We start from the raw sequence: 21,396 nt of genomic DNA, 5'->3' as shown, positions 1-21,396 counted from the left end.
GCGTGTTCTTACGCCAGCGCAGAATAATATGACTGCAGCGACCGCACTTCAAGCGGTCGGGCACGAAAAGCCGCAATCGCCTTGACCGCAGCGGCACTCGCGGCAGCCGTCGTGAAGTACGGTACCTTGCCGTACAACGCCGCGACGCGGATCGATTGACTGTCGCGCATCGACTGCACGCCCTCGGTCGTGTTGCAGATGAACGCGATATCGCCGTCCTTGATCCGGTCGACGATGTGCGGGCGCCCCTGTGCGACCTTGTTGACCTGCGCGACGTCGAGCCCCTGCTCCTGCAGATAGCGCGCGGTGCCGTCGGTGGCGATCACCGCGAAGCCCAGCGCGAGCAGCCCCTCGGCCATCTCGCGGACCTGCGCCTTGTCGGTGTCCTTGACCGACAGGAAGGCCGTGCCGCCGGTCGGCAGCACCGTGCCAGCACCCAGCTGGCTCTTGTAGAAGGCGGTGGCGAAATCGCTGTCGATCCCCATCACCTCGCCGGTCGACTTCATCTCGGGCCCGAGCACCGGATCGACGCCGGGGAAGCGTGCGAAGGGGAACACCGCCTCCTTGACCGCGATATGAGCCCACTTGGGCCGCACGAGGTTGAAGCTCGCCAGGCTCTCGCCCGCCATCACGCGCGCGGCGATCTTGGCGATCGGAATGCCGGTCGCCTTCGCGGTGAAGGGCACGGTGCGGCTGGCGCGCGGGTTGACCTCGATCAGATAGACCGCCTCGTCCTTGACCGCGAACTGGATGTTCATCAGGCCCCGGACGTTGAGGCCCTTGGCCAGCATCGCGGTCTGGCGCTCGATCTCGGCGATGATCGCGTCCGACAGGCTGTACGGCGGCAGCGAGCAGGCGCTGTCGCCCGAGTGCACCCCGGCCTCCTCGATATGCTGCAGCACGCCCGCGACGAACACCGTGTCGCCGTCGGCCAGCGCATCGACATCGACCTCGATCGCGTCGCGCAGGTACTGGTCGATCAGCACGGGGCTGTCGCCCGAGACGCGCACCGCCTCGCGGATGTAGGTGTCGAGGTGCGCGGGCGTCTCGACGACCTCCATCGCGCGGCCGCCGAGCACGTAGCTCGGGCGCATGAGCACGGGGTAACCCACCTTCTCCGCCACCGCGATCGCCTCGTCGCGCGAGCGCGCCAGGCCGTTGCGGGGCTGCAGCAGGCCGAGGTCCTCGACGAGGGCGGCGAAGCGCTCGCGGTCCTCGGCCAGGTCGATGTTGTCGGGCGTCGTGCCGAGGATCGGGATGCCCGCCGCCTCGAGCGCGCGTGCCAGCTTGAGCGGCGTCTGCCCGCCGAACTGGACGATGACGCCGACCAGCGTGCCGTTCTCCTGCTCCTTGTGGAGCACCTCGAGCACGTCCTCGGCGGTCAGCGGCTCGAAGTAGAGGCGATCCGAGGTGTCGTAGTCGGTGCTGACCGTCTCCGGGTTGCAGTTGACCATGATCGTCTCGAACCCGGCGTCGGCGAGGGCGAAGCAGGCGTGGCAGCAGCAATAGTCGAACTCGATCCCCTGCCCGATGCGGTTGGGGCCGCCGCCGAGGATAACGACCTTGCGCTTGTCGGTGGGGAGGCTCTCGTCCTCGGGCGCGCCGAAGCTCGGCGCCTCGTAGGTCGAGTACATGTAGGGGGTCTTGGCCTCGAACTCGGCGGCGCAGGTGTCGATGCGCTTGAAGACAGGGCGGACGCCGGCGGCGCGGCGCGCGGCGGCGACTTCGGCCTCGGTCGAGCCGGTCAGCGTGGCGAGGCGGGCATCAGAAAAGCCCATCGCCTTGAGGCGACGAATATGAACAAGTAAGCGAATTTGACGGTCAGACGCGTTTTCGAAAGCCTGGCCCCGGACTTCAGCTTCTGCATGAATAATCTCGGCGATCCGGTTGAGAAACCAGGGTTCGTAGAAGGTGATCGCGTGGATGCGGTCGATCGAGAAGCCGGCGCGCATGGCCTGGGCGGCGATCAGCAGGCGGTCGGGGCCGGGCACCGCCAGCGCCGCCTCGATCTCGTCCTCGCTGGCATCGACCAACGCCTCGACCTCGTCGAAGCCGGTCAGGCCGGTCTCGAGCCCGCGCAGCGCCTTCTGGATGCTCTCATGGATGTTGCGGCCGATCGCCATGACCTCGCCGACCGACTTCATCGCGGTGCCGAGCGTCGCCTCGGCGCCCTTGAACTTCTCGAAGGCGAAGCGGGGGATCTTGGTGACGACATAGTCGATCGTCGGCTCGAACGCCGCGGGGGTGGCGCCGGTGATGTCGTTGGTGATCTCGTCGAGCGTGTAGCCGACCGCGAGCAGTGCGGCGACCTTGGCGATCGGGAAGCCGGTGGCCTTCGACGCCAGCGCCGACGAGCGGCTGACGCGCGGGTTCATCTCGATGACGACGAGCCGCCCGTCCTTCGGGTTGACTGCGAACTGGACGTTCGAACCGCCTGTTTCGACGCCGATTTCACGCAACGTCGCGATGCTCGCGTTGCGCATGATCTGGTATTCCTTGTCGGTCAGCGTCAGGATCGGCGCGACCGTGATCGAGTCCCCCGTATGGATGCCCATCGGGTCGACGTTCTCGATCCCGCAGATGATGATGGCGTTGTCGGCGCGGTCGCGCACGACCTCCATCTCATACTCCTTCCACCCCAGCACCGATTCCTCGATCAGCACTTCGGTGGTCGGCGAGGCGTCGAGCCCGGTACCGACGATGTGGAGGAACTCCTCGCGATTGTAGGCGATGCCGCCGCCCGTCCCGCCCATCGTGAACGACGGCCGGATGATCGTCGGCAGGCCGACGAACTCGAGCCCCTCGAGCGCCTCGGCGATGTTGTGCGCGATGCGGCTGCGCGGGGATTCGAGCCCGATCTTGTCCATCGCGTCGCGGAACTTGAGCCGGTCCTCGGCCTTGTCGATCGCTTGCGCGTCGGCGCCAATCAGCTCGACGCCGTACTTTTCCAACGTGCCGTCGCGAGCGAGCGCCAGCGCGGTGTTGAGCGCGGTCTGCCCGCCCATCGTTGGCAGCACCGCGTCGGGCCGCTCCTTCTCGATGATCTTGGCGACGATCTCGGGGGTGATCGGCTCGACATAGGTCGCGTCGGCCATCTCGGGATCGGTCATAATGGTGGCAGGGTTCGAATTGACCAGGATGATCCGGTACCCCTCCGCCTTCAGCGCCTTGCACGCCTGCGTCCCCGAATAGTCGAACTCGCACGCCTGCCCGATGATGATTGGGCCGGCGCCGATAATCAGGATGGAGGAGATGTCGGTGCGTTTGGGCATTAGTGAATCTCAAGAAGCAGAGCGAGCAGCCGTTTCGCGACCTCTGCAATCGCGCCGCCAGAAAATTTGTCAGCGAGATATCTTAGAGCAGGCGCAATAACAGCGATCAATCGATCAAAACGAAATTTTCCAGCAGAAATAAGCGCTTTAGAGGCATTCAATTCGCCTGTGATAACGTCTCGATCTTCTCCCAGCGCATCTGCAACAGTATTATCCGTGCGGATAATTTCTAGAGCTTCCGACACTCGGTCATCAATATCTTGCAGCGCACCACGATTATCGTCGCGCGAAACAATCCGATCCGAAGCTGGCACGCCATCAATCACGATCTGTAAGTTGGCGAGCCAGTCATCGCCGAAACGGTGATAATTCTGAAGATAGGAGTCTGCTTGAGAGAGACCGCTTTCAACATATTTGTAGCCCGCATCAACAATTGAGACGGTGCCATCATTAGGCCGCATGTCGATCAAGTCGCTATTGTAGAGAGACCTTGTTGCAAACTCGACACGTTTCGAGCTTACGGGAAAGCTGAACATCGTCGAAATCGCTGAATTGGTCAAACGCTGTCCACTATTCTGCGCGACCAAAAACAGCTTATAGAGCACGACGTGCTCAAGCGCTTGTTGCGGGATAAAGCTCACGAGAATTTTTCCAGCGACCCCACGAACCGCTCGAACAGATAGTGGCTGTCCTGCGGCCCTGGGCTCGCCTCGGGGTGGTACTGGACGCTGAACGCGCTCCGGTCGGTCAATTCGAGGCCCGCCAGCGAGCCGTCGAACAGCGATACGTGCGTCGCGCGCGCGTTCGCCGGCAGCGTGTCCGCATCGACCGCGAAGCCGTGGTTCATGCTGGTGATCTCGACGCGGCCGTCGTCCAGCCGCTTGACCGGGTGGTTCGCGCCGCGGTGGCCCTGGTGCATCTTGCTCGTCTTCGCGCCGACCGCGAGGCCGAGGAGCTGATGGCCGAGGCAGATGCCGAACAGTGGCTTGCCCGAATTGAGCAGCGCCTGGATCGTCGGCACCGCATAGACGCCGGTCGCGGCGGGGTCGCCGGGGCCGTTCGACAGGAAGATGCCGTCAGGCGCGTGCGCCATGATCTCGTCATAGGTTGCGGTCGCGGGCACCACGGTCACGCGCGCGCCGGCGGCGACGAGGTTGCGCAGGATGTTGCGCTTCATGCCGTAGTCGACCGCGACGACGTGTGGGCCGTCGGGGTTCGCGGCGTTCGTCGCGTACCCGTGGCCAAGCGTCCACAGCCCATCGTTCCAGCCATAGCTCTGGGTGGCGCTGACCTCCTTCGCGAGGTCCATACCCTCCAGCCCCGGCCAGGCCTGCGCCTGTGCGAGCAGTGCGGGAATGTCGAACTCGCCCGCGGCCGAGTGCGCGATCACTGCGTTCGGCGCTCCCAACACGCGGATGCGCCGCGTCAGCGCGCGCGTGTCGACGCCGCTCAGTCCGATGCGGCCCCAGCCCTTGAGCCAGTCGTCGAAGCTGCGCTCGGCGCGGAAGTTCGCGGCCTCGCTGATGTCCTCGCGCAGGATGCAGCCGAGCGCGTATGGGTTGGTCGCCTCGACGTCCTCGGCATTCGCGCCGACGTTGCCGATGTGCGGGAAGGTGAAGGCGACGATCTGCCCCGCGTAGGAGGGATCGGTCATCACCTCCTGGTACCCGGTCATCGCGGTGTTGAAGCAGACCTCCCCCACCGCCGAGCCCTCTGCGCCGCAGCCGCGGCCCCAGACGATCGTGCCGTCTGCCAATATTAATACCCCCGTCGCTCCTTCAGGCTGCGCGGGGGTCGTATCGGGCAAGGCGTGTCCTTTGGGTGGCGTGCGAGCAAACGCCGGGCGGACTAGGGGGGTCCGCCGCGGGCGTCAATCTATGAATCGGCAAGCGGATGCCCTAGCCTAGGCGTTCAGGAAAAGCGAGAGGAGCGGCATGATCCGCGACGACATCAAGGCCGCGACGATCACCGCGATGAAGGCCAAGGACTCGGTCCGGCTGGGCACGCTGCGGCTGATCTCGGCGGCGCTCAAGAACAAGGACATCGAGCTGCGCACCGGCACCGCGCCGACAGACGACGACGTGCTGGTCGCCGACGTGCTGTCGAAAATGGCGAAGCAGCGCCGCGAATCGATCGAGATGTACGTCACCGGCGGCCGCCCGGAACTGGCCGACGCCGAACGCGCCGAGCTGGGCGTGATCGAGGGCTTCATGCCCGCGCAGATGGCGGCGGGCGAAGCACAGGCGGCGGTGCGCGCGCTGGTTTTGGAGCTCGGGGCCACGTCGGTGAAGGACATGGGGCGGGTGATGGCGGCGGTGCGTGAACGCTTCGCGGGGCAGCTGGATATGGCGCAGGCGAGTGCGATGGTGAAGGCGGCGTTGGGCTGAGCGTGTGGGGTAGTGCCCACCCCTAACCCCTCCCGTACCGGGAGGGGAACCCGGTAGGAGGGGAGCGCTCCCGTACAGACGGATTCCCCTCCCGATACGGGAGGGGTTAGGGGTGGGCAGTGCGGATCATTCCAGACCTCCAGAAAGAGCGCGCCCGGTCGATGCGCAACGCGCCGACGCCTGCCGAGAAGAAACTGTGGGGCCATCTGCGCGCCAGCCGCCTCGACGGCGTCAAGTTCAGCCGCCAGATCGCGATCGGACCGTTCATCGCCGATTTCTGCGCACGGTCGCGTAAGCTGATCGTCGAGGTCGACGGCAGCCAGCATGGCGAGATCGAGGATGTGCGGCGCACGCGGTGGCTGGAGCGCGAAGGCTATATCGTGGTGCGCTTCACCAACCGGCAGGTGCTGGTGGAGACCGAAGGGGTGCTCATGGTCATCGTTGCGGCGTGTCGTGACTGCCCACCCCTAACCCCTCCCGTACCGGGAGGGGAATCCGCGTCCGTCGAAGTCTCCCCCGACATCGAGCTCCCCTATTGACCATCCCCGCGTCCTTCCTCGACGAAATCCGCGCCCGCGTCGGGCTGTCGGGGGTCGTCGCGCGAACCGTCAAGCTGACCCGCGCGGGGCGCGAGATGAAGGGCTGCTGCCCGTTCCACGACGAGAAGACGCCGAGCTTTTACGTCAACGACGACAAGGGCTTCTACCACTGCTTCGGCTGCGGCGAGCACGGGTCGGTGATCGACTGGACGATCAAGCAGGAGGGGCTCGCCTTCCGTGACGCGGTCGAGAGCCTCGCCGCGCAGGCCGGGCTCGACATGCCGCAGGAGGATGCGGGGTCGCAGCAGAGGGCGCAGGCGGCGGCGGGGCTGCACGACGTCACGGCGCGCGCGGCGGGGTGGTTCGCCGAGCAACTAGCGGGCGCCGGGGGGGCGGCGGCGCGGGGCTATCTCGACAAGCGCGGGCTGACCGCGGCGACGATCAAGGACTTCGGCCTCGGTCTCGCACCCGACGGGCGGACGAAGCTGAAAGTGGCGCTCGACAGCATCGGGGTCGCGAAGCTCGTCGAGACCGGCATGCTGATCGCCCCCGAGGACGGCGGCGAGCCGTACGACCGCTTCCGCGGGCGGCTGATGTTCCCGATCCGCGACCCGCGCGGGCGCGTCATCGCCTTCGGCGGGCGCATCCTGGGGGACGGGCAGCCCAAGTATCTGAACTCGCCCGACACGCCGCTCTTCGACAAGGGGCGGACGCTCTACAACCTCGACCGCGCCGGGCCGCTGGCGCGCAAGTCCGGGCGGCTGCTCGTCGTCGAGGGCTATATGGACGTCATCAGGCTGGCGCAGGCGGGCATCGGCGAGGCCGTGGCGCCGCTCGGCACCGCGCTGACCGAGCAGCAGCTGCAACTGCTGTGGCGCGTCGTCCCCGAGCCCGTGCTGTGCTTCGACGGCGATGCGGCGGGGCAGCGCGCTGGGCTGCGGGCGGCGCTGCGCGCGCTGCCGCTGCTCGAGCCCGGGCGGTCGCTGCGGCTGGCCACCCTGCCCGCTGGCCAGGACCCCGACGACCTCGTGCGCGCCCAGGGCCCGCAGGCGATCGAGGCGCTGATCGCGGCGGCCGAACCGCTGATCGACCGGCTGTGGAGAAGCGAGACCGACGGGGTCGACGCCGCGACACCCGAACGCCGGGCGGCGGTGCGCGAACGCCTGCGCGAGCACAGCAGTGCAATCGCCGACGCGTCGGTCCGCGCGCTCTACGATGCCGAGTTCCGCGCCCGTTTCGACGCGCTGTACCTGCCGCGCCGCGAGTGGACGCCCAAGGGGGGGCCACGTGTCGTGCCCAAGGGTCGCGCCTCCCCTGCCCTCCTCGCGCTGCATGCCCGCGACCAGAGCCACGGCGAGGTCGCCGCGCTGATCGTCGGGCTGCTCGAACATCCGCACCTTGCCGACCGGCACGGCGAGGCACTGGCGCGGCTCGATGCGGGCATGCCGCTGCAACGACTTTTGTCGGCGATTCTCGATGCGCTGACGCACGCGCCCGACCTTGACAAAACCGCTTTATCGCACGATCTGCATCAACGCGGCGTCGCTCCCCTTGCGGTCGATGTGCGCAAGCTGAACCGCCTCGGGTTCTCGTTCACGAAGCCAGCGCCTCCCGACAATGTTTCGGGCCATGCGGCTGACGTGGAACGCGATTTCGCCGGCGTCGTAGATACCGTGCTGGCACGCACGCGCATCGACAGCGAACTGCAGGCGGCGACCGCCCGGTTCGCACGGTCATCGAGTGAAGCCGATTGGGCGGCGCAGCAACGGCTGCGCGCCGAACGTGTCGGGCTCGACGCGACCCTGATGAAATTGGCAGAAGCGCGCCGCGAGGCGCTGCTCGACTAGATTGGGACGTTTGAATGGCGAAAACGACGAACGGCTCGGGTGACGATACTGCGGGCAAAGGCCCCGAAGGCGACGGCGCGCCCCTGCTCGATCTGAACGAATCGTCGGTCAAGAAGCTGATCGCGCGCGGCAAGAAGCGCGGCTACATCACCTATGACGAGCTGAACGAGGCGCTGCCGCAGGACCAGATGTCCAGCGAGCAGATCGAGGACGTCATGGCGGCGCTGTCGGAGATGGGGATCAACCTCATCGAAAACGACGAGCCTGCCGAGGACGGTGCCGAGGCCGCGCCCGCAGCCGCCGCCGACGACGACGAGGAGGAAGAGGCGGAGGCCGACCCCGCCGTCGCCGCGCCCGTCGTCAAGGCCGCCCCGCTCGACCGCACCGACGATCCGGTCCGCATGTACCTGCGCGAGATGGGCGCCGTCGAGCTGCTCAGCCGCGAGGGCGAGATCGCGATCGCCAAGCGCATCGAGGCCGGCCGCAACACGATGATCGCCGGGCTGTGCGAGAGCCCGATGACCTTCCAGTCGATGATCGAATGGTCGAACGCCCTCAACGAGGGGCGGATGCAGCTGCGCGAGATTCTCGATCTTGACGCGATGCTGGTCAAGGTGCCGGTCGAGGAGACCTCGGCTGCCGAGGGCGGCGACCTGCCGACGCAGACCTTCAAGGACGAGGCCGACGTCAGCGACACGCCGAACGCCGACGAGCCCGAGGACGAGGTCCACCAGTTCACCGAGCGCCGCCTGCGCCCCGACGGCCAGCCCGCGATTCCCGACGACGACGACGAGGACAACACCCTCAGCCTCGCGCAGATGGAAGAGCAGCTCAAACCCGAGGCGCTGGAGAAGTTCGCCGAGATTACAGCGACTTACAAGAAGTTCCAGAAGCTGCAGGTCAGCCGCCTCGGCGCGCTGGGCAGCGCGGAGGAGTTCGCGGCCGCCGACGAGCGCAAGTACCAGAAGCTGCGCGAGGAGCTGACGCGCGGCGTCCAGTCGATCCACTTCAACAACTCGAAGATCGAGTTCCTGGTCGACCAGCTCTACGGCTACAACCGCCGCCTGCTGGTGCTCGGGACGGCCATGATGAAGCTGGCCGACAAGTACAAGATCAACCGCAAGCAGTTCCTCGACGAATATGTCGGGCACGAGCTCGACGAGGGCTGGCTGGCGCGCGTCGGCGGCATCGACAAGAAGTTCGCGTCGCTCGCCGCGGCCGAGGTGTCGTCGGTCGACGCGATCCGCGGCGAGGCGGCCGAGATCTCGCACGCGACGGGCGTCGACCTGGGCGAGTTCCGCCGCATCACCAACATGGTCCAGAAGGGCGAGCGCGAGGCACGCATCGCCAAGAAGGAAATGGTCGAAGCGAACCTGCGCCTGGTGATCTCGATCGCGAAGAAGTACACGAACCGCGGGCTGCAGTTCCTTGATCTTATTCAGGAAGGCAACATCGGCCTGATGAAGGCGGTCGACAAGTTCGAGTATCGCCGCGGCTACAAGTTCAGCACCTACGCGACGTGGTGGATCCGCCAGGCGATCACCCGCTCGATCGCCGACCAGGCGCGCACGATCCGCATCCCGGTCCACATGATCGAGACGATCAACAAACTGGTCCGCACCAGCCGCCAGATCCTCCACGAGATCGGTCGCGAGCCGACGCCCGAGGAACTCGCCGAGCGACTGTCGATGCCGCTCGAGAAGGTCCGCAAGGTGATGAAGATCGCCAAGGAGCCGATCAGCCTCGAAACGCCGATCGGCGACGAGGAGGACAGCCATCTCGGCGATTTCATCGAGGACAAGAACGCGGTCATCCCGGTCGACGCGGCGATCCACGCCAACCTCAAGGAGACGGTGACCCGCGTGCTAGCGTCGCTGACACCACGCGAGGAGCGCGTCCTGCGCATGCGCTTCGGCATCGGCATGAACACCGACCACACGCTTGAGGAAGTCGGCCAGCAGTTCTCGGTCACCCGCGAGCGCATCCGGCAGATCGAGGCGAAGGCGCTGCGCAAGTTGAAGCACCCGAGCCGCAGCCGGAAGATGCGGAGCTTCCTCGACGTCTAGTCGAAGCCCGACAGGAAGGCGGCGACGTTTTCGCCCAGCGCGTCGACCGCGTAGCCGCCTTCCATGACGATCAGGACCGGCACGCCGAGGGCGGCGATGTCGGCGGCGATCACCGGATAATCGGCAGTCCGGAGCGCGAAGTGCGAGATCGGGTCGTCGACGAATGTGTCGGCGCCGAAGCTGACCACCAGCAGATCAGGTGCGAAGGCGCGGATGCGGTCGAGCGCCTGCACCAGTGCGGGGCGGTACGCCGCGAGGCCGGTACCGTGCGGCAGCGGCAGGTTGAGCGTCGCGCCCGCGCCCTCCCCGGCGCCGGTCTCGTCGGCGTGGCCCCAGTAGAAGGGGTAGTCGGTGCGCGGGTCGGCGTGGATCGAGACGAACAGCGGGTTGGCGCGCTCCCAGAAGATGTCCTGCGTGCCGTTGCCGTGGTGATAGTCGATGTCGAGGATCGCGACGCGCTTGCCCGCATCGACAGCGGCCTGCGCGGCGATCGCGGCATTGTTCAGATAGCAATAGCCGCCGCAATAATCGGCTCCCGCGTGGTGGCCGGGCGGGCGGCACAGCGCGAACGCGGCACCCTGTCCGACATGGTCGAGCGCGGTCAGCGCGACCTGCGCGCCAGCGTACACCGCCTGCCATGTGCCCGCGGCGATCGGCGTGCCGCAGTCGATGGCGAAGCGGCCCAGCCGCGCGTCGATGCGGTCGAGGTTCAGCGGACGCCGCCCGACGACCGGGAACACATATGGCACCGCGTCGCCCGGCCGCCCCGCCCCCTGCCAGTCTTCGAACGCGGTCTGCAGGAACGCCAGATAGTCGGCGCCGTGAACCCGCGCGATCGGGCCGATCCCGTGATCGACGGCGAGCGTCCAGTCGCCCAGCGCCGCCAGCATGTTGTCGGCGCGCGCGACGGTATCGGCGTGGGGGACGAAACTGCCGTTGTGGAGTTCCCGGGCCGGGGCGTGCGCGCGCTGTGCGGGGTCGAAGACGATGATCATCGCGGCGATTGGTAGCGGCTTGCCGAACGCACGCAACCGCTTGCGATACACCGGGCGGCTCGTTACGCCTGCGTCGCGAACTGGATCAAGGGTCTGGCATGAAAAGAACGACTTGGGCGCTTCCGGCGGCTTTCCTCTGCATGGCGGCGACACCGGCCGAGCAGGTCCGCGACCGCGTCCTCGCCGAGGCGCGCGCGATCTCGCCCGCTGCGCTCGCTTACGACCGCACGATCACCGTCACCCAGGCAGGCGGCAGCGAAAAGGCGACGCAGACGCGCGTCGACCGCTGGGACGGCAAGGCGTGGACGCTGGTCAGCGTCGACGGCAAGCCGCCGTCGCCCGGCGACGTTACGAAGTATCGCAAGGCGGCAAGCGCGGCGAACGTCCCCGGCTATCACCGCCTGACGACGCTGGCGGGCGCGGCCGCGACGACCGACACACAAGGACGGACCGTGCTGCGGCTCGCGACGCTGCCGAAGGCTTCGGTGATAACCAGCGGCAAGGACGTCAGTGAGCATTTCATTGCCGAGGCCGTCGTCGCGGGCGGCCCGCGGCCCTACGTCCAGCAGCTGCGCCTGACCGCCCGCGCGCCGTTCCGCATGATGCTGGTGGCGAAGGTCGAAAGCTTCGTCACGGTCAGCGACTACCGCCTCGACGGCAACACCCCGCGGCTGGTGCGACAGGTGGCCGATATCCGCGGGTCGATGATGGGCAAGGACGGCACGCAGCGCGTCGAGACGATTTTCACCTATCGTTGACGCCGCGCGCGCACTAGCGTTCACGCGAACGTCAACCGATCCAAAGGCCCGCCCATGCGTTTCGAAGGCACGTCCGCCTATGTCGCCACCGACGACCTGCGCGTTGCGGTCAATGCCGCGGCGACGCTGCGCCGCCCGCTGCTCGTCAAGGGCGAGCCTGGCACCGGAAAGACTGTCCTGGCGGCCGAGATCGCGCAGGCGTTCGACGCACCGCTGATCGAGTGGAACGTCAAGTCGACGACCAAGGCGCAGCAGGGGCTGTACGAATACGACGCCGTGTCGCGCCTGCGGGATTCGCAGCTGGGCGACGCGCGTGTCCACGACATCGCGAACTATATCCGGCGCGGCAAGATGTGGGAGGCGTTCACGTCGCCGAAGCTGCCCGTCCTGCTGATCGACGAGATCGACAAGGCCGACATCGAGTTTCCGAACGACCTGCTGACCGAGCTCGATCGCATGGAGTTCGACGTTTACGAGACCGGCGAGCGGGTGAAGGCCAACGTCCGCCCGATCGTCATCATCACCTCGAACAACGAGAAGGAGCTGCCCGACGCCTTCCTGCGCCGCTGCTTCTTCCACTACATCAAGTTCCCCGACCGGGAGACGATGGAGCGCATCGTCCGCGTCCACTACCCCGACATCCAGAAGACCTTGGTCGCGGAGGCGCTCAACATCTTCTTCGACATGCGCGAGGTGCCGGGGATGAAGAAGAAGCCGAGCACCTCCGAGCTGCTCGACTGGCTCAAGCTGCTGATGCACGAGGACCTGCCCGTCGACGTGCTGCGCAACCGCGACACCAAGAGCCTGATCCCGCCGCTGCACGGCGCCCTGCTCAAGAACGAGGCGGATGTGATGCTGTTCGAGCGGCTGGCGTTCATGAACCGGCGTGCGGGGGCGAACGGGTAAGCGCCTAGAGCCGTCGTCCCCGCGAAGGCGGGGACCCATACGGCGCATGCCTTCGGTTAAAGGGCCGTTAGCCGCGCAGCCCTTCGCTGAAAGTCAGGTGTCTATGGGTCCCCGCCTTCGCGGGGATGACGATCAGGAAGCGAGCACTGCCGCAAACTCGGCGACCGCCGCCCCCGCCCCGCGCGGATCGCCCCACACAGCGTTCGACACCGCGATGAAGTCCGCCCCCGCCGCCACCAAGGGCGCAGCGTTGGCAGCCGTGATCCCGCCGATCGCAACGCAGGGCAGCTGGCTGATCGTCGTCCACCACGTCAGGATCGACGACTCGGGCCGATGCTCGCTCGGCTTGGTGGTGGTGTCGTAAAACGCCCCGAACGCGACATAGTCCGCGCCCGCCTCGGCCGCCTCCATCGCGAGGTGGCGGCTGGCGTGGCAGGTCACCCCGATCTGCGCTTCGCGGCCGAGCAGCGCGCGGGCGTCGGCGACCGACCCGTCGCCCTGCCCCAGGTGCACACCGTCGGCGCCGCACGCCTTCGCAAGGTCGGCGCGGTCGTTGACGATGAACGCCACGTCGCGCGCCGCGCAAACCGGCTGCAGCGCCGCCGCCCAGCGCAGCACGTCGGCATCGCCGCCCTTGAGCCGCAACTGGAACGCCGCCACCGGCCCGCCGTCGAGCGCCGCCGCCAGCGTGTCGGCGAAGTCATCCCCAAGCACCGGCGGCGAGATGAGGTACAGCTGGCACGGCGGCCGCTTCTCGCGCGCGAACCGCTCGCCGAAGCCGGGATCGAGCGGGATCAGTTCTTCTTCGCTCACGACACGGCCCGATGGGAGTTCGCTGCGCTCACTCCTCGCCCTTGTAGATCGCGACGATCTTGTCGAGCATCGCCAGTGCTTCGGCGCGCGGGCGCTGGAAGGTGTTGCGGCCGATGATCGAGCCGTTGCCGCCACCATCACGAATGTCGCGCGCGTCCTGGTACACCGCGTCGGCACCCTTCGCCGCGCCGCCCGAGAAGACGACGAGGCGACGGCCGGCGAAGCACGCCTCGCGGACGTGCGCGACGCGCTTGGCCTGGGTCGACCAGTCGCCGCCTTCGTACGCCTTCTTGGCGTCCTTCTGCTCGATATGGTCGGTCGGCAGCTTGACCTTGATGATGTGCGCGCCGGCGAGTGCCGCCATGTGCGCGGCATAGGCACCGACGTCGAGCGCCAGTTCGCCCGCCTTCGAGATCTCGCCGCCGCGGGGGTAGGACCAGATCACCGTCGCGATGCCGACCGCCTTGGCCTCGGCGGACAGCTGCTGGATTTCCTCCATCAGCTCGAAGATGTCGTCCGACCCCGGATAGATGGTGAAGCCGATCGCCGCGCAGCCGAGGCGCAGCGCGTCCTCGACGGTGCCGGTCACCGCCTGGTTGATGCTCGTCGACCAGCTGTTCGAGCTGTTGACCTTGAGGATCGTCGGGATCTGCCCGGCGAACGTGTCGGCGCCCGCCTCGATCATGCCGAGCGGCGCGGCGTACGCCGACAGGCCGGCGTCGATCGCCAGCTGGAAGTGATAGTGCGGGTCGTACGCCGCCGGGTTGACCGAGAAGCTGCGCGCCGGGCCATGCTCGAAGCCCTGATCGACGGGCAGGATAACCAGCTTGCCGGTGCCGCCAAGGCGACCCTGCATCAGGATGCGCGCGAGATTGCCCTTCACGCCGGGGCTGTCGGATTCGTAGTTGGCGAGAATGGCGCGAACGGCGGGGGTCATGGTCGGCAGGCTCCGTGCTGGATTATTTGGGGTCGCCGAAATGGACTTCGGCGATCTGGACAAAGAGTTCGAACAGGCTCTCAGCGATCTCGGACGCATCGCGTTCCGACATCGTCGCGAGCGTGTTGGCGACCGCGCCGGTGGTGATCGCGCCCTTGGCATCGACCACCGCGCCGGCGTGCGTCATGCGCTCGACGATCTCGTTATAGGCGATGCGCTGTTCGGGCGGGAATTCTTCGCCGCGCAGATCGCGGATGCCGCGGAAGGCCTCGCCCAGCCGCTCGTGGATCGGGTCGGCGGAGCGTGCCAGCTTCCACGTCGCGGGGTAGAGCTTTTCCCACAGGCGTTCGATATCGACGGTCATGCGGCCCCCTCCAGCGCGACGACCCCAGGCAGCGGCTTGCCCTCCATCCATTCGAGGAAGGCACCGCCCGCAGTCGAGACATAGGTGAAATCGTCGCCCGCGCCGGCATGGTTGAGCGCCGCGACGGTATCGCCGCCGCCCGCCACCGAGACCAGCGTCCCCGCCTGCGTCAGCGCGGCCGCGATGCGCGCCAGCGCGACCGTCGCGGTGTCGAACGGCGTCAGCTCGAACGCGCCGAGCGGGCCGTTCCAGACGAGGGTGCGGCAGGTCTTGAGGACATCGCCGAGCGCCTCGACCGCGGCCTCGCCGATATCGAGGATCATCTCGTCGGCGGCGACCTCGTGGACGTTGACGGTGCGGTGGGGCGCGTTCGCCTTGAACTCCTTCGCCACGACGACGTCGTACGGCAGGTGCACGGTGCAGTGCGCGGCATCCGCGCGCGCCAATATGTCGAGCGCGGTGGCGGCAAGGTCGTGCTCGCACAGCGACTTGCCGACGTTGACCCCTCGCGCGGCGAGGAAGGTGTTCGCCATGCCGCCGCCGATGATCAGGTGGTCGACCTTGGTCACGAGGTGGGTCAGTACGTCGAGCTTCGAAGACACCTTCGCCCCGCCGACGACCGCCGCGACCGGGTGCTCGGGCTTGTCGAGCGCCTTCTCCAGCGCCGCGAGCTCGGCCTGCATGGCGCGGCCCGCGAACGCCGGAAGGACGTGCGCCAGACCCTCGGTCGACGCATGCGCGCGATGCGCGGCGGAAAAGGCGTCGTTGACGTAGAGATCGCCGAGCGCGGCGTATTCGGCAACGAGCGCCGGGTCGTTGGCTTCTTCACCGGCTGAGAAGCGCGTGTTCTCGAGCACGGTTATGCTGCCGGGCGCGCCGCCCGTGCGCTGGTCGAAGCTCACCGGACGGCCGAGAACACCCGCCAGTGCGTCGGCGACGGGGCGCAGCGACAGGCTCGCATCGTGCCCCTTGGGCCGCCCGAAGTGCGACAGCACCAGCACCGCCGCGCCTGCGTCCGCCAGTTCGGCGATCGTCGGCACCACGGCCTCGAGCCGCGTCGCGTCGCCGACCACGCCGTCCGCCATCGGCACGTTGAGGTCGGCGCGCACCAGCACGCGCTTGCCCGTCACATCGCCGATGTCGTCGAGGCCGCGGATCATCGGATCAGCGCGGCCATCTTCGACGCGGTGTCGAGCATGCGGTTCGAGAAGCCCCATTCATTGTCGTACCAGGCAACGACGCGCACCAGATGCTCGTCGAGGACGGTCGTCTCCAGGCTGTCGATTGTCGCCGACGCCGGGTTGTGGTTGTAGTCGTGGCTGACCAGCGGCTCGTCCGAATAGTCGAGGACGGTCGCCATCGTACCGCTCTCCGACGCGGCCTTCAGCGCGCCGTTGATTTCCTCGATCGTCGTCGCGCGGCCCGGCGTGAAGGTGAAGTCGACCAGGCTGACGTTGGGCGTCGGCACGCGCACCGAGATGCCGTCGAGCTTGCCCTTCAGCTCGGGGATGACCTCGCCGACGGTCTTTGCGGCGCCCGTCGAGGTCGGGATCATCGACTGGGCGGCGGCGCGGGCGCGGCGCGGGTCCTTGTGATAGACGTCGAGCAGCGACTGGTCGTTGGTGTAGCTGTGGATGGTCATCATCAGGCCGCGCTGGACCCCGACGACATCGTGCAGCACGCGGACGACCGGCGCGAGGCAGTTGGTCGTGCAGCTGGCGTTCGAGACGATGTGGTGGTCGCCGGTCAGCAGCTGGTCGTTGACGCCGACGACGACGGTCAGGTCGACGCCCTTGCCGGGGGCCGAGATCAGCACGCGCTTGGCGCCCGCGGTGATGTGGCCGCGCGCCTTGTCGGCGTCGGTGAACAGGCCGGTGCATTCGAGGACAAGGTCGACGCCCATCTCGCCGTGCGGCAGCTTGGCGGGGTCGCGCTCGGCGGTGACGCGGATGCGCTTGCCGTCGACGACGATGTCGCCGCCGTCGACCGACACCTCGGCGTCGAAGGTGCCGTGCACCGAATCGCGCTTGAGCAGCAGGGCATTCATCTTGGCGTCGGCGAGATCGTTGATCGCGACGATCTCGAGGTCGGTGCGGCCGCTGGCGACCAGCGCGCGCAGCACGTTGCGACCGATGCGGCCGAAGCCGTTGATGGCGATCTTGGTCATTCTGTCCGTCTCCTTCAGTCGTCATCCCCGCGAAGGCGGGGACCCAAGGTCCCAAATCTGTGACTTTGGGTCCCCGCCTTCGCGGGGATGACGAATATTAGCTCGCGCCCTGTAGCCGCTCGCGCACCCGCGCCGCAATCTTCGCGGGCGTCAGCCCGAAATGGTCGTACAGCGCGTCGATCGGCGCCGACGCCCCGTAGGTGTCGATGCCGAGGTTGAGCCCGCCGCGGGTGTAGCGGTCCCAGCCCATCGTGACACCGGCCTCGACCGAGACGATCAGCGCGTCTGCAGGCAGGACATCGTCGCGGTATGCCTTGGGCTGGGCGTCGAAATTCTCCCAGCACGGCATCGAGACGAGGTCGCAGCCGACCCCCTCGGCCTCGAGCAGGTCGGCCGCGGCGGCGGCGATGTGCACCTCCGACCCCGTCGCGACCAGGACGACGCGGCGCGCGGCGGCGGCGTCGCGCAGGCGGTAGCCGCCCTTGCCGGTCAGGTTCCCGGCCGCGGTCAGGCGGAGCTGCGGCAGGTTCTGGCGGCTCAGCGCCAGCACCGACGGGCGGTGCTCGTCGGCGATGGCCAGCGCCCAGGCCTCGGCGGTCTCGACCGCGTCGCACGGGCGGTACACCGCAAGGTTCGGGATCGCGCGGAGCGACAGCAGATGCTCGACCGGCTGGTGGGTCGGGCCGTCCTCGCCCAGCCCGATCGAATCATGGGTCAGGACGTAGATGACGCGCGTGCGCTGCAGCGCCGACATGCGGATCGCGTTGCGCATATAGTCGCTGAACACGAGGAAAGTGCCGCCGAACGGCAGCATGCCGCCGTGCAGCGCGATACCGTTCATCGCCGCTGCCATGCCGAACTCGCGAATGCCGTAATAGACGTAGCGCCCGGCGTAGTCGTCGGCGGTGAACGGCTGCATCGCCTTGGTCTTGGTGTTGTTCGACCCCGTCAGGTCGGCCGAGCCGCCGAACATGCCGGGCGCGGCGGGCACCGCGGCCTCCAGCGCCATCTCGCTCGACTTGCGCGTCGCGACCTTGGCCGGCGTGGCGATCAGCGCGGCGATATGCGCGTCGAGCGCGTCGTACACGGCCTGCGGCGGCTGGTTCGCGGCACGACGCTCGAACTGTTCGCGGTCGGCGGACGCCGCCAGCCGCTCGGTCCACGCGGCGTGTGCCGTCTTGCCGCGCGCGCCGTGCTTCGTCCACGCGTCGCGGATGTCTTCCGGGACAACGAACGGCGCGCTGTCCCAACCCAGCGCCGCGCGGGCACCCGAAATCTCCTCGGCACCCAGCGGCGATCCGTGCGAGCCGCTGGTGCCCGCCTTCTTCGGCGCGCCGTAGCCGATGACCGTGCGGCACGCGATCAGCGACGGGCGCGGATCGGCCTTGGCGGCGGTCAGCGCCGCATCGACGTCGTCGTGGCTCAGCCCGTCGCAGTGCATGACGTGCCAGCCCGCGGCGTCGAAGCGCTTGGCGGTATCCTCGCTCGACGACAGGCTCACCGGCCCGTCGATCGAGATGCGGTTGTCGTCCCACAGCACGATCAGCCGCCCGAGCCGCAGATGCCCCGCCAGCCCGATCGCCTCGTGACTGATCCCCTCCATCAGGCAGCCGTCGCCGGCGATGACATAGGTGTGATGGTCGACCAGGTCGTCGCCGAAGGTCGCGTTGAGGTGCCGCTCGGCCATCGCCATGCCGACCGCCATCGCCAGGCCCTGCCCCAGCGGCCCGGTCGTGCACTCGACGCCCTCCAGCTCGAAATTCTCCGGGTGGCCGGCGCACGGGCTCCCGAGTTGGCGGAAGTTGCGGATGTCGTCGAGCGTCGGCCGCGCATAGCCGGTCAGGTGCAGCAGGCTGTAGATCAGCATCGAACCATGCCCCGCCGACAGCACGAAGCGGTCGCGGTCGGGCCAGTTCGGGGCCGCGGGGTCGAACTTCAGGTGGCGCGTGAACAGCGCGGTGGCGGCGTCGGCCATGCCCATCGGCATGCCGGGGTGGCCCGAATTGGCTGCCTCGACGGCATCCATGCTCAGCGCGCGGATCGCGTTGGCGAGGGAGCGCGGGGTCGGATCGGCCATTGCGGTGGCGGCTTTCTGGTGCAGTGCGGTAGAGCGGTCCTATGGCCAGCCCGTCACCAATGGTCAACGTCAGTCGCTGGGGCAGGCCCGTTGACGCGACTGCACAGGCGGCCTTATCAAAGCCCTTCAAGTTTCTGAAATCGGGGGCGGACGCACATGGCCGAGACGGCCGAGACACTTTCCGCGCGGATCGCGGCGGCGCTCGCCCGCATCGAGGCGGCGCGCGCCCGCGACGTGGCGCGGGTGCGTGACCTCGAGGAACTGGTCGCCGCATCGGTCGCCGACCTCGACGCGCTGCTGAGCGAGGCGCGGTAATGGCTTCGGTATCGGTGACGATCGGCGGACGGACGTACCCCCTCGCCTGCCGCGACGGCGAGGAGGCGCACCTGACCGCGCTGGCGCAGCACCTGCAGGACAAGGCCGACGAGCTGGGCCACACGCTCGGCACGCTCAGCGAGCCGCGCCTGCTGCTGATGGCGGGCATCCTGGTGGCGGACGAGCTGTTCGAATTGCGCAAGGCGAGCGGCCAGCCGGACCTGACCGCGCTCGCCGCGCTGGCGGCGCAGGCGGAGGCGCTGGCGGACGCGGCGGAGACGCCATCGCGCTGACTTGCACCGCACCCTGCCCCGTCCTACATTCGGATCAGGCGGGCACTGCCTCGTGCGAGCTTATATTTCCCTGAGGCGATTCACTCTCCTAGGGGGCTGTCTCTGGGCGGATCTTGGTCCGCACTAAATGGCTCCCACCTGATGTACTTGGCATCAGAGGATCTCACGAGCAAACGGCTATGGCGGTCCCGCCGACCTCCCCCCGCGACGCCCTCCGCGCCGCCGCGCGTGCGGCCCGCGCCGCGTTCGTCGCTGGTCTGACCCCCGAGCAGCGGACGGCGCACGATGCTGCGCTTGTCGCCCGGCTGATGCCGCTGCTTGACGGCTGTACGCATGTCGCAGGCTTCGCGGCGTTCGGCGACGAGGTCGATCCGGCCGGTGCCGGCTTCGAGATCTGGCCGCGCGTCGGCCTGCCGGGCGAGCCGCTGAGCTTTCACCGCGCCGCCGCCGAAGATCTGGAAGTCAGCACAGTCTGGGGCATCCGAGAACCGCGCATCGACGCGCCGATCGCCGTCCCCGACGCGGTCATCGTGCCGCTGGTTGCCGCCGACGCGCGTGGCAACCGGCTGGGGTACGGCAAGGGCCACTACGACCGCACGCTCAGCCGCCTCGACGCGCCGCGTATCGGCGTCGCCTGGGACTGCCAGATCGTCGATGCGGTGCCGGCGGAGAGATGGGACGAGCGGCTCGACTGGCTGGTGACGCCGACGCGGACGATCCGGTGCGACGGTGCGGCGGTTGGCGGCGCGCGCGGCGAGGGTTAAGCCCAGCCCATGCAGCCCTCGATTCGCAAGCCCGTCGGCATCTTCATCATCCTCGCGGGGCTGGCGGTGTACGGCCTGCTCGTCGCGAGTTTCGCCGACCAGATCGGCGCACTCGCCAAGCCGGCACAGGCGCTGGTGTATCTGATCCTCGGGATCGCCTGGCTGCTGCCGCTGCGCCCGCTGCTCGTCTGGATGAACAAGTGAAGCCCGAAGACTGCCAGACGATGACGGACGTGCGCGCCGGGGTCGATGCGCTCGACCGCGAGATCGCGGCGCTGCTGGGTACCCGCTTCGGCTATATGGACGCGGCCGCGCGCATCAAGCCGAACCGCGAGGCGGTGCGTGACGAGGCGCGCAAGGCTGCGGTCATCGCGCAGGCAGAGAGCGCAGCGCGTACGGCCGGGGTCCCGGCGGGGCTTGCAGCGCAGCTGTGGGAGATACTGGTCGAGGCGTCGATCGCGCACGAACTGGCGGAATACGACGCCCTCTCCGAGGAGAGTGGCGCGAGTGACGGGACTCGAACCCGCGGCCTCCGGCGTGACAGGCCGGCGCTCTAACCAACTGAGCTACACCCGCAGTTTCTCGCGGAGACGGGGCATTATGGGGCGGGCGTGCGGGTGTCAAGGCGGCCGCGCACGAAAAGGCCGCCGAACGTGCGTCCGGCGGCCAGTTATCGTCTTTTACTGCGTCATCGAAACTCAGAGGACGCGACGGCCGTTAACCAAGTGCATGATCAGGCCGACGACGAATAGAACGATAAAGATGTAGAACAGAATCGTCGCGATGCCCGAAGCGGCACCCGCAATACCGCCGAAACCGAGCGCACCGGCGATCAGGGCGACGACGAGGAAGATCAGAGCGTAACGCAGCATTGGCTGAGGTCCCTTCGACACTGC

At 67.9% G+C, this 21,396-nt stretch carries 21 protein-coding genes, 1 tRNA gene, 1 other RNA gene and 1 pseudogene; 12 read left to right on the top strand and 12 right to left on the bottom strand.

Annotated elements, in window-relative coordinates; translation table 11 throughout:
- Positions 1–8: 8 nt before the first annotated feature.
- From carB to carA, 3 genes are read right to left on the bottom strand one after another with little or no spacing between them, the layout of a single operon-like run.
- Positions 9–3,272 carry a carbamoyl-phosphate synthase large subunit gene (carB, locus tag FMM06_RS06000; RefSeq protein WP_144236385.1) on the bottom strand — a complete coding sequence of 1,088 codons (3,264 nt, stop codon included), beginning with the start codon at positions 3,270–3,272 and terminating at the stop codon, positions 9–11.
- The gene (locus FMM06_RS05995; protein WP_144236384.1) at positions 3,272–3,913 is read right to left on the bottom strand and encodes a hypothetical protein; all 642 of its coding nucleotides are present in this window, start codon (positions 3,911–3,913) and stop codon (positions 3,272–3,274) included. Before FMM06_RS05995 ends, carB begins: the two co-directional genes overlap by 1 nt.
- Entirely contained in the window at positions 3,910–5,028 is a 1,119-nt protein-coding gene (gene carA / locus FMM06_RS05990; RefSeq protein WP_407925185.1) for a glutamine-hydrolyzing carbamoyl-phosphate synthase small subunit, read from the bottom strand. The genes FMM06_RS05995 and carA overlap by 4 nt, the downstream gene beginning before the upstream one ends.
- Before the next feature lie 178 nt (positions 5,029–5,206).
- On the opposite strand from carA, the gene FMM06_RS05985 reads away from it, so the two are divergent.
- The 4 genes from FMM06_RS05985 to rpoD all read left to right on the top strand — a co-directional run bounded on the left by FMM06_RS05985 (position 5,207) and on the right by rpoD (position 10,111).
- Positions 5,207–5,659, top strand: a complete 453-nt coding sequence (locus FMM06_RS05985) for a GatB/YqeY domain-containing protein (protein ID WP_144236382.1) — start codon at positions 5,207–5,209, stop codon at positions 5,657–5,659.
- A 119-nt stretch (positions 5,660–5,778) separates the two neighbouring features.
- Positions 5,779–6,198 (top strand): endonuclease domain-containing protein, encoded by a 420-nt coding sequence (locus FMM06_RS05980; RefSeq protein ID WP_235889102.1) that lies wholly within the window; start codon positions 5,779–5,781, stop codon positions 6,196–6,198.
- Positions 6,195–8,045, top strand: a complete 1,851-nt coding sequence (gene dnaG, locus FMM06_RS05975; RefSeq protein ID WP_144236381.1) for a DNA primase — start codon at positions 6,195–6,197, stop codon at positions 8,043–8,045. The genes FMM06_RS05980 and dnaG overlap by 4 nt, the downstream gene beginning before the upstream one ends.
- 14 nt (positions 8,046–8,059) lie before the next feature.
- On the top strand, positions 8,060–10,111 hold the full coding sequence (rpoD, locus tag FMM06_RS05970) for an RNA polymerase sigma factor RpoD (protein WP_144236380.1): 2,052 nt from the start codon (positions 8,060–8,062) through the stop codon (positions 10,109–10,111).
- Here rpoD and FMM06_RS05965 read toward each other — a convergent pair.
- A complete protein-coding gene (locus FMM06_RS05965) occupies positions 10,108–11,106 on the bottom strand; it encodes a histone deacetylase family protein (RefSeq protein ID WP_144236379.1) in 999 nt (332 codons plus the stop codon). The two genes, rpoD and FMM06_RS05965, sit on opposite strands and share 4 nt — an antisense overlap.
- A gap of 140 nt (positions 11,107–11,246) precedes the next feature.
- Here FMM06_RS05965 and FMM06_RS05960 point away from each other — a divergent pair, with 140 nt between their 5' ends.
- Positions 11,247–11,864, top strand: a complete 618-nt coding sequence (locus FMM06_RS05960) for a hypothetical protein (RefSeq protein WP_144236378.1) — start codon at positions 11,247–11,249, stop codon at positions 11,862–11,864.
- Positions 11,865–11,918: 54 nt separating this feature from the next.
- Positions 11,919–12,770 (top strand): AAA family ATPase, encoded by an 852-nt coding sequence (locus FMM06_RS05955; RefSeq protein WP_144236377.1) that lies wholly within the window; start codon positions 11,919–11,921, stop codon positions 12,768–12,770.
- Between the two features lie 132 nt (positions 12,771–12,902).
- On the opposite strand, the gene thiE is transcribed toward FMM06_RS05955, so the two are convergent.
- The 6 genes from thiE to tkt form a co-directional block, all read right to left on the bottom strand.
- Positions 12,903–13,583, bottom strand: coding sequence for a thiamine phosphate synthase (thiE, locus tag FMM06_RS05950; protein WP_235889100.1), 681 nt, complete (start codon positions 13,581–13,583; stop codon positions 12,903–12,905).
- A 28-nt stretch (positions 13,584–13,611) separates the two neighbouring features.
- Positions 13,612–14,520: a class I fructose-bisphosphate aldolase gene (locus FMM06_RS05945; protein ID WP_144236375.1), complete on the bottom strand. Its 909-nt coding sequence runs from the start codon at positions 14,518–14,520 to the stop codon at positions 13,612–13,614.
- A gap of 22 nt (positions 14,521–14,542) precedes the next feature.
- Positions 14,543–14,884 (bottom strand): hypothetical protein, encoded by a 342-nt coding sequence (locus FMM06_RS05940; RefSeq protein WP_144236374.1) that lies wholly within the window; start codon positions 14,882–14,884, stop codon positions 14,543–14,545.
- Positions 14,881–16,044: a phosphoglycerate kinase gene (locus FMM06_RS05935; protein WP_144236373.1), complete on the bottom strand. Its 1,164-nt coding sequence runs from the start codon at positions 16,042–16,044 to the stop codon at positions 14,881–14,883. The genes FMM06_RS05940 and FMM06_RS05935 overlap by 4 nt, the downstream gene beginning before the upstream one ends.
- The gene (gap, locus tag FMM06_RS05930; protein WP_144236372.1) at positions 16,041–17,051 is read right to left on the bottom strand and encodes a type I glyceraldehyde-3-phosphate dehydrogenase; all 1,011 of its coding nucleotides are present in this window, start codon (positions 17,049–17,051) and stop codon (positions 16,041–16,043) included. Before gap ends, FMM06_RS05935 begins: the two co-directional genes overlap by 4 nt.
- Before the next feature lie 97 nt (positions 17,052–17,148).
- Positions 17,149–19,128: a transketolase gene (gene tkt / locus FMM06_RS05925; RefSeq protein WP_144236371.1), complete on the bottom strand. Its 1,980-nt coding sequence runs from the start codon at positions 19,126–19,128 to the stop codon at positions 17,149–17,151.
- Positions 19,129–19,284: 156 nt separating this feature from the next.
- Here tkt and FMM06_RS16715 point away from each other — a divergent pair, with 156 nt between their 5' ends.
- The 6 genes and pseudogenes from FMM06_RS16715 to FMM06_RS05900 form a co-directional block, all read left to right on the top strand.
- Entirely contained in the window at positions 19,285–19,443 is a 159-nt protein-coding gene (locus FMM06_RS16715; RefSeq protein WP_185965059.1) for a hypothetical protein, read from the top strand.
- Positions 19,443–19,736, top strand: a complete 294-nt coding sequence (locus FMM06_RS05920; protein ID WP_144236370.1) for a cell division protein ZapA — start codon at positions 19,443–19,445, stop codon at positions 19,734–19,736. The genes FMM06_RS16715 and FMM06_RS05920 overlap by 1 nt, the downstream gene beginning before the upstream one ends.
- Positions 19,737–19,775: 39 nt before the next feature.
- A non-coding RNA gene (gene ssrS, locus FMM06_RS05915) (6S RNA) lies at positions 19,776–19,929 on the top strand.
- A complete protein-coding gene (locus FMM06_RS05910; RefSeq protein WP_144236369.1) occupies positions 19,916–20,500 on the top strand; it encodes a 5-formyltetrahydrofolate cyclo-ligase in 585 nt (194 codons plus the stop codon). The genes ssrS and FMM06_RS05910 overlap by 14 nt, the downstream gene beginning before the upstream one ends.
- Before the next feature lie 9 nt (positions 20,501–20,509).
- Positions 20,510–20,704 carry a DUF2842 domain-containing protein gene (locus tag FMM06_RS05905; RefSeq protein ID WP_144236368.1) on the top strand — a complete coding sequence of 65 codons (195 nt, stop codon included), beginning with the start codon at positions 20,510–20,512 and terminating at the stop codon, positions 20,702–20,704.
- A 20-nt stretch (positions 20,705–20,724) separates the two neighbouring features.
- Positions 20,725–20,982: pseudogene (locus FMM06_RS05900) on the top strand (chorismate mutase); the annotation flags it as partial.
- Positions 20,983–20,999: 17 nt separating this feature from the next.
- On the opposite strand, the gene FMM06_RS05895 reads toward FMM06_RS05900, so the two are convergent.
- Both FMM06_RS05895 and FMM06_RS05890 read right to left on the bottom strand, forming a co-directional pair.
- Positions 21,000–21,076 (bottom strand) — tRNA-Asp (locus FMM06_RS05895).
- Positions 21,077–21,198: 122 nt separating this feature from the next.
- Positions 21,199–21,372: a DUF1328 domain-containing protein gene (locus FMM06_RS05890; RefSeq protein ID WP_144236367.1), complete on the bottom strand. Its 174-nt coding sequence runs from the start codon at positions 21,370–21,372 to the stop codon at positions 21,199–21,201.
- Positions 21,373–21,396 lie beyond the last annotated feature (24 nt).

The sequence above is a fragment of the Glacieibacterium frigidum genome (genome assembly GCF_007097155.1).
GTDB lineage: Bacteria > Pseudomonadota > Alphaproteobacteria > Sphingomonadales > Sphingomonadaceae > Glacieibacterium > Glacieibacterium frigidum.
This window is presented reverse-complemented; position numbering and strand designations above follow the sequence as displayed.

Excerpts from the sequence above, each read along its gene's own strand:
- FMM06_RS05985 (WP_144236382.1), top strand. The coding sequence starts at position 5,207 with ATGATCCGCGACGACATCAAGGCCGCGACGATCACCGCGATGAAGGCC.
- FMM06_RS05905 (WP_144236368.1), top strand. The coding sequence starts at position 20,510 with ATGCAGCCCTCGATTCGCAAGCCCGTCGGCATCTTCATCATCCTCGCG.
- FMM06_RS16715 (WP_185965059.1), top strand. The coding sequence starts at position 19,285 with ATGGCCGAGACGGCCGAGACACTTTCCGCGCGGATCGCGGCGGCGCTC.
- gap (WP_144236372.1), bottom strand. The coding sequence starts at position 17,051 with ATGACCAAGATCGCCATCAACGGCTTCGGCCGCATCGGTCGCAACGTG.
- FMM06_RS05935 (WP_144236373.1), bottom strand. The coding sequence starts at position 16,044 with ATGATCCGCGGCCTCGACGACATCGGCGATGTGACGGGCAAGCGCGTG.
- FMM06_RS05940 (WP_144236374.1), bottom strand. The coding sequence starts at position 14,884 with ATGACCGTCGATATCGAACGCCTGTGGGAAAAGCTCTACCCCGCGACG.
- FMM06_RS05890 (WP_144236367.1), bottom strand. The coding sequence starts at position 21,372 with ATGCTGCGTTACGCTCTGATCTTCCTCGTCGTCGCCCTGATCGCCGGT.
- rpoD (WP_144236380.1), top strand. The coding sequence starts at position 8,060 with ATGGCGAAAACGACGAACGGCTCGGGTGACGATACTGCGGGCAAAGGC.
- FMM06_RS05965 (WP_144236379.1), bottom strand. The coding sequence starts at position 11,106 with ATGATCATCGTCTTCGACCCCGCACAGCGCGCGCACGCCCCGGCCCGG.
- FMM06_RS05920 (WP_144236370.1), top strand. The coding sequence starts at position 19,443 with ATGGCTTCGGTATCGGTGACGATCGGCGGACGGACGTACCCCCTCGCC.
- tkt (WP_144236371.1), bottom strand. The coding sequence starts at position 19,128 with ATGGCCGATCCGACCCCGCGCTCCCTCGCCAACGCGATCCGCGCGCTG.
- FMM06_RS05910 (WP_144236369.1), top strand. The coding sequence starts at position 19,916 with ATGGCGGTCCCGCCGACCTCCCCCCGCGACGCCCTCCGCGCCGCCGCG.
- FMM06_RS05960 (WP_144236378.1), top strand. The coding sequence starts at position 11,247 with ATGGCGGCGACACCGGCCGAGCAGGTCCGCGACCGCGTCCTCGCCGAG.
- FMM06_RS05955 (WP_144236377.1), top strand. The coding sequence starts at position 11,919 with ATGCGTTTCGAAGGCACGTCCGCCTATGTCGCCACCGACGACCTGCGC.
- carB (WP_144236385.1), bottom strand. The coding sequence starts at position 3,272 with ATGCCCAAACGCACCGACATCTCCTCCATCCTGATTATCGGCGCCGGC.
- FMM06_RS05945 (WP_144236375.1), bottom strand. The coding sequence starts at position 14,520 with ATGACCCCCGCCGTTCGCGCCATTCTCGCCAACTACGAATCCGACAGC.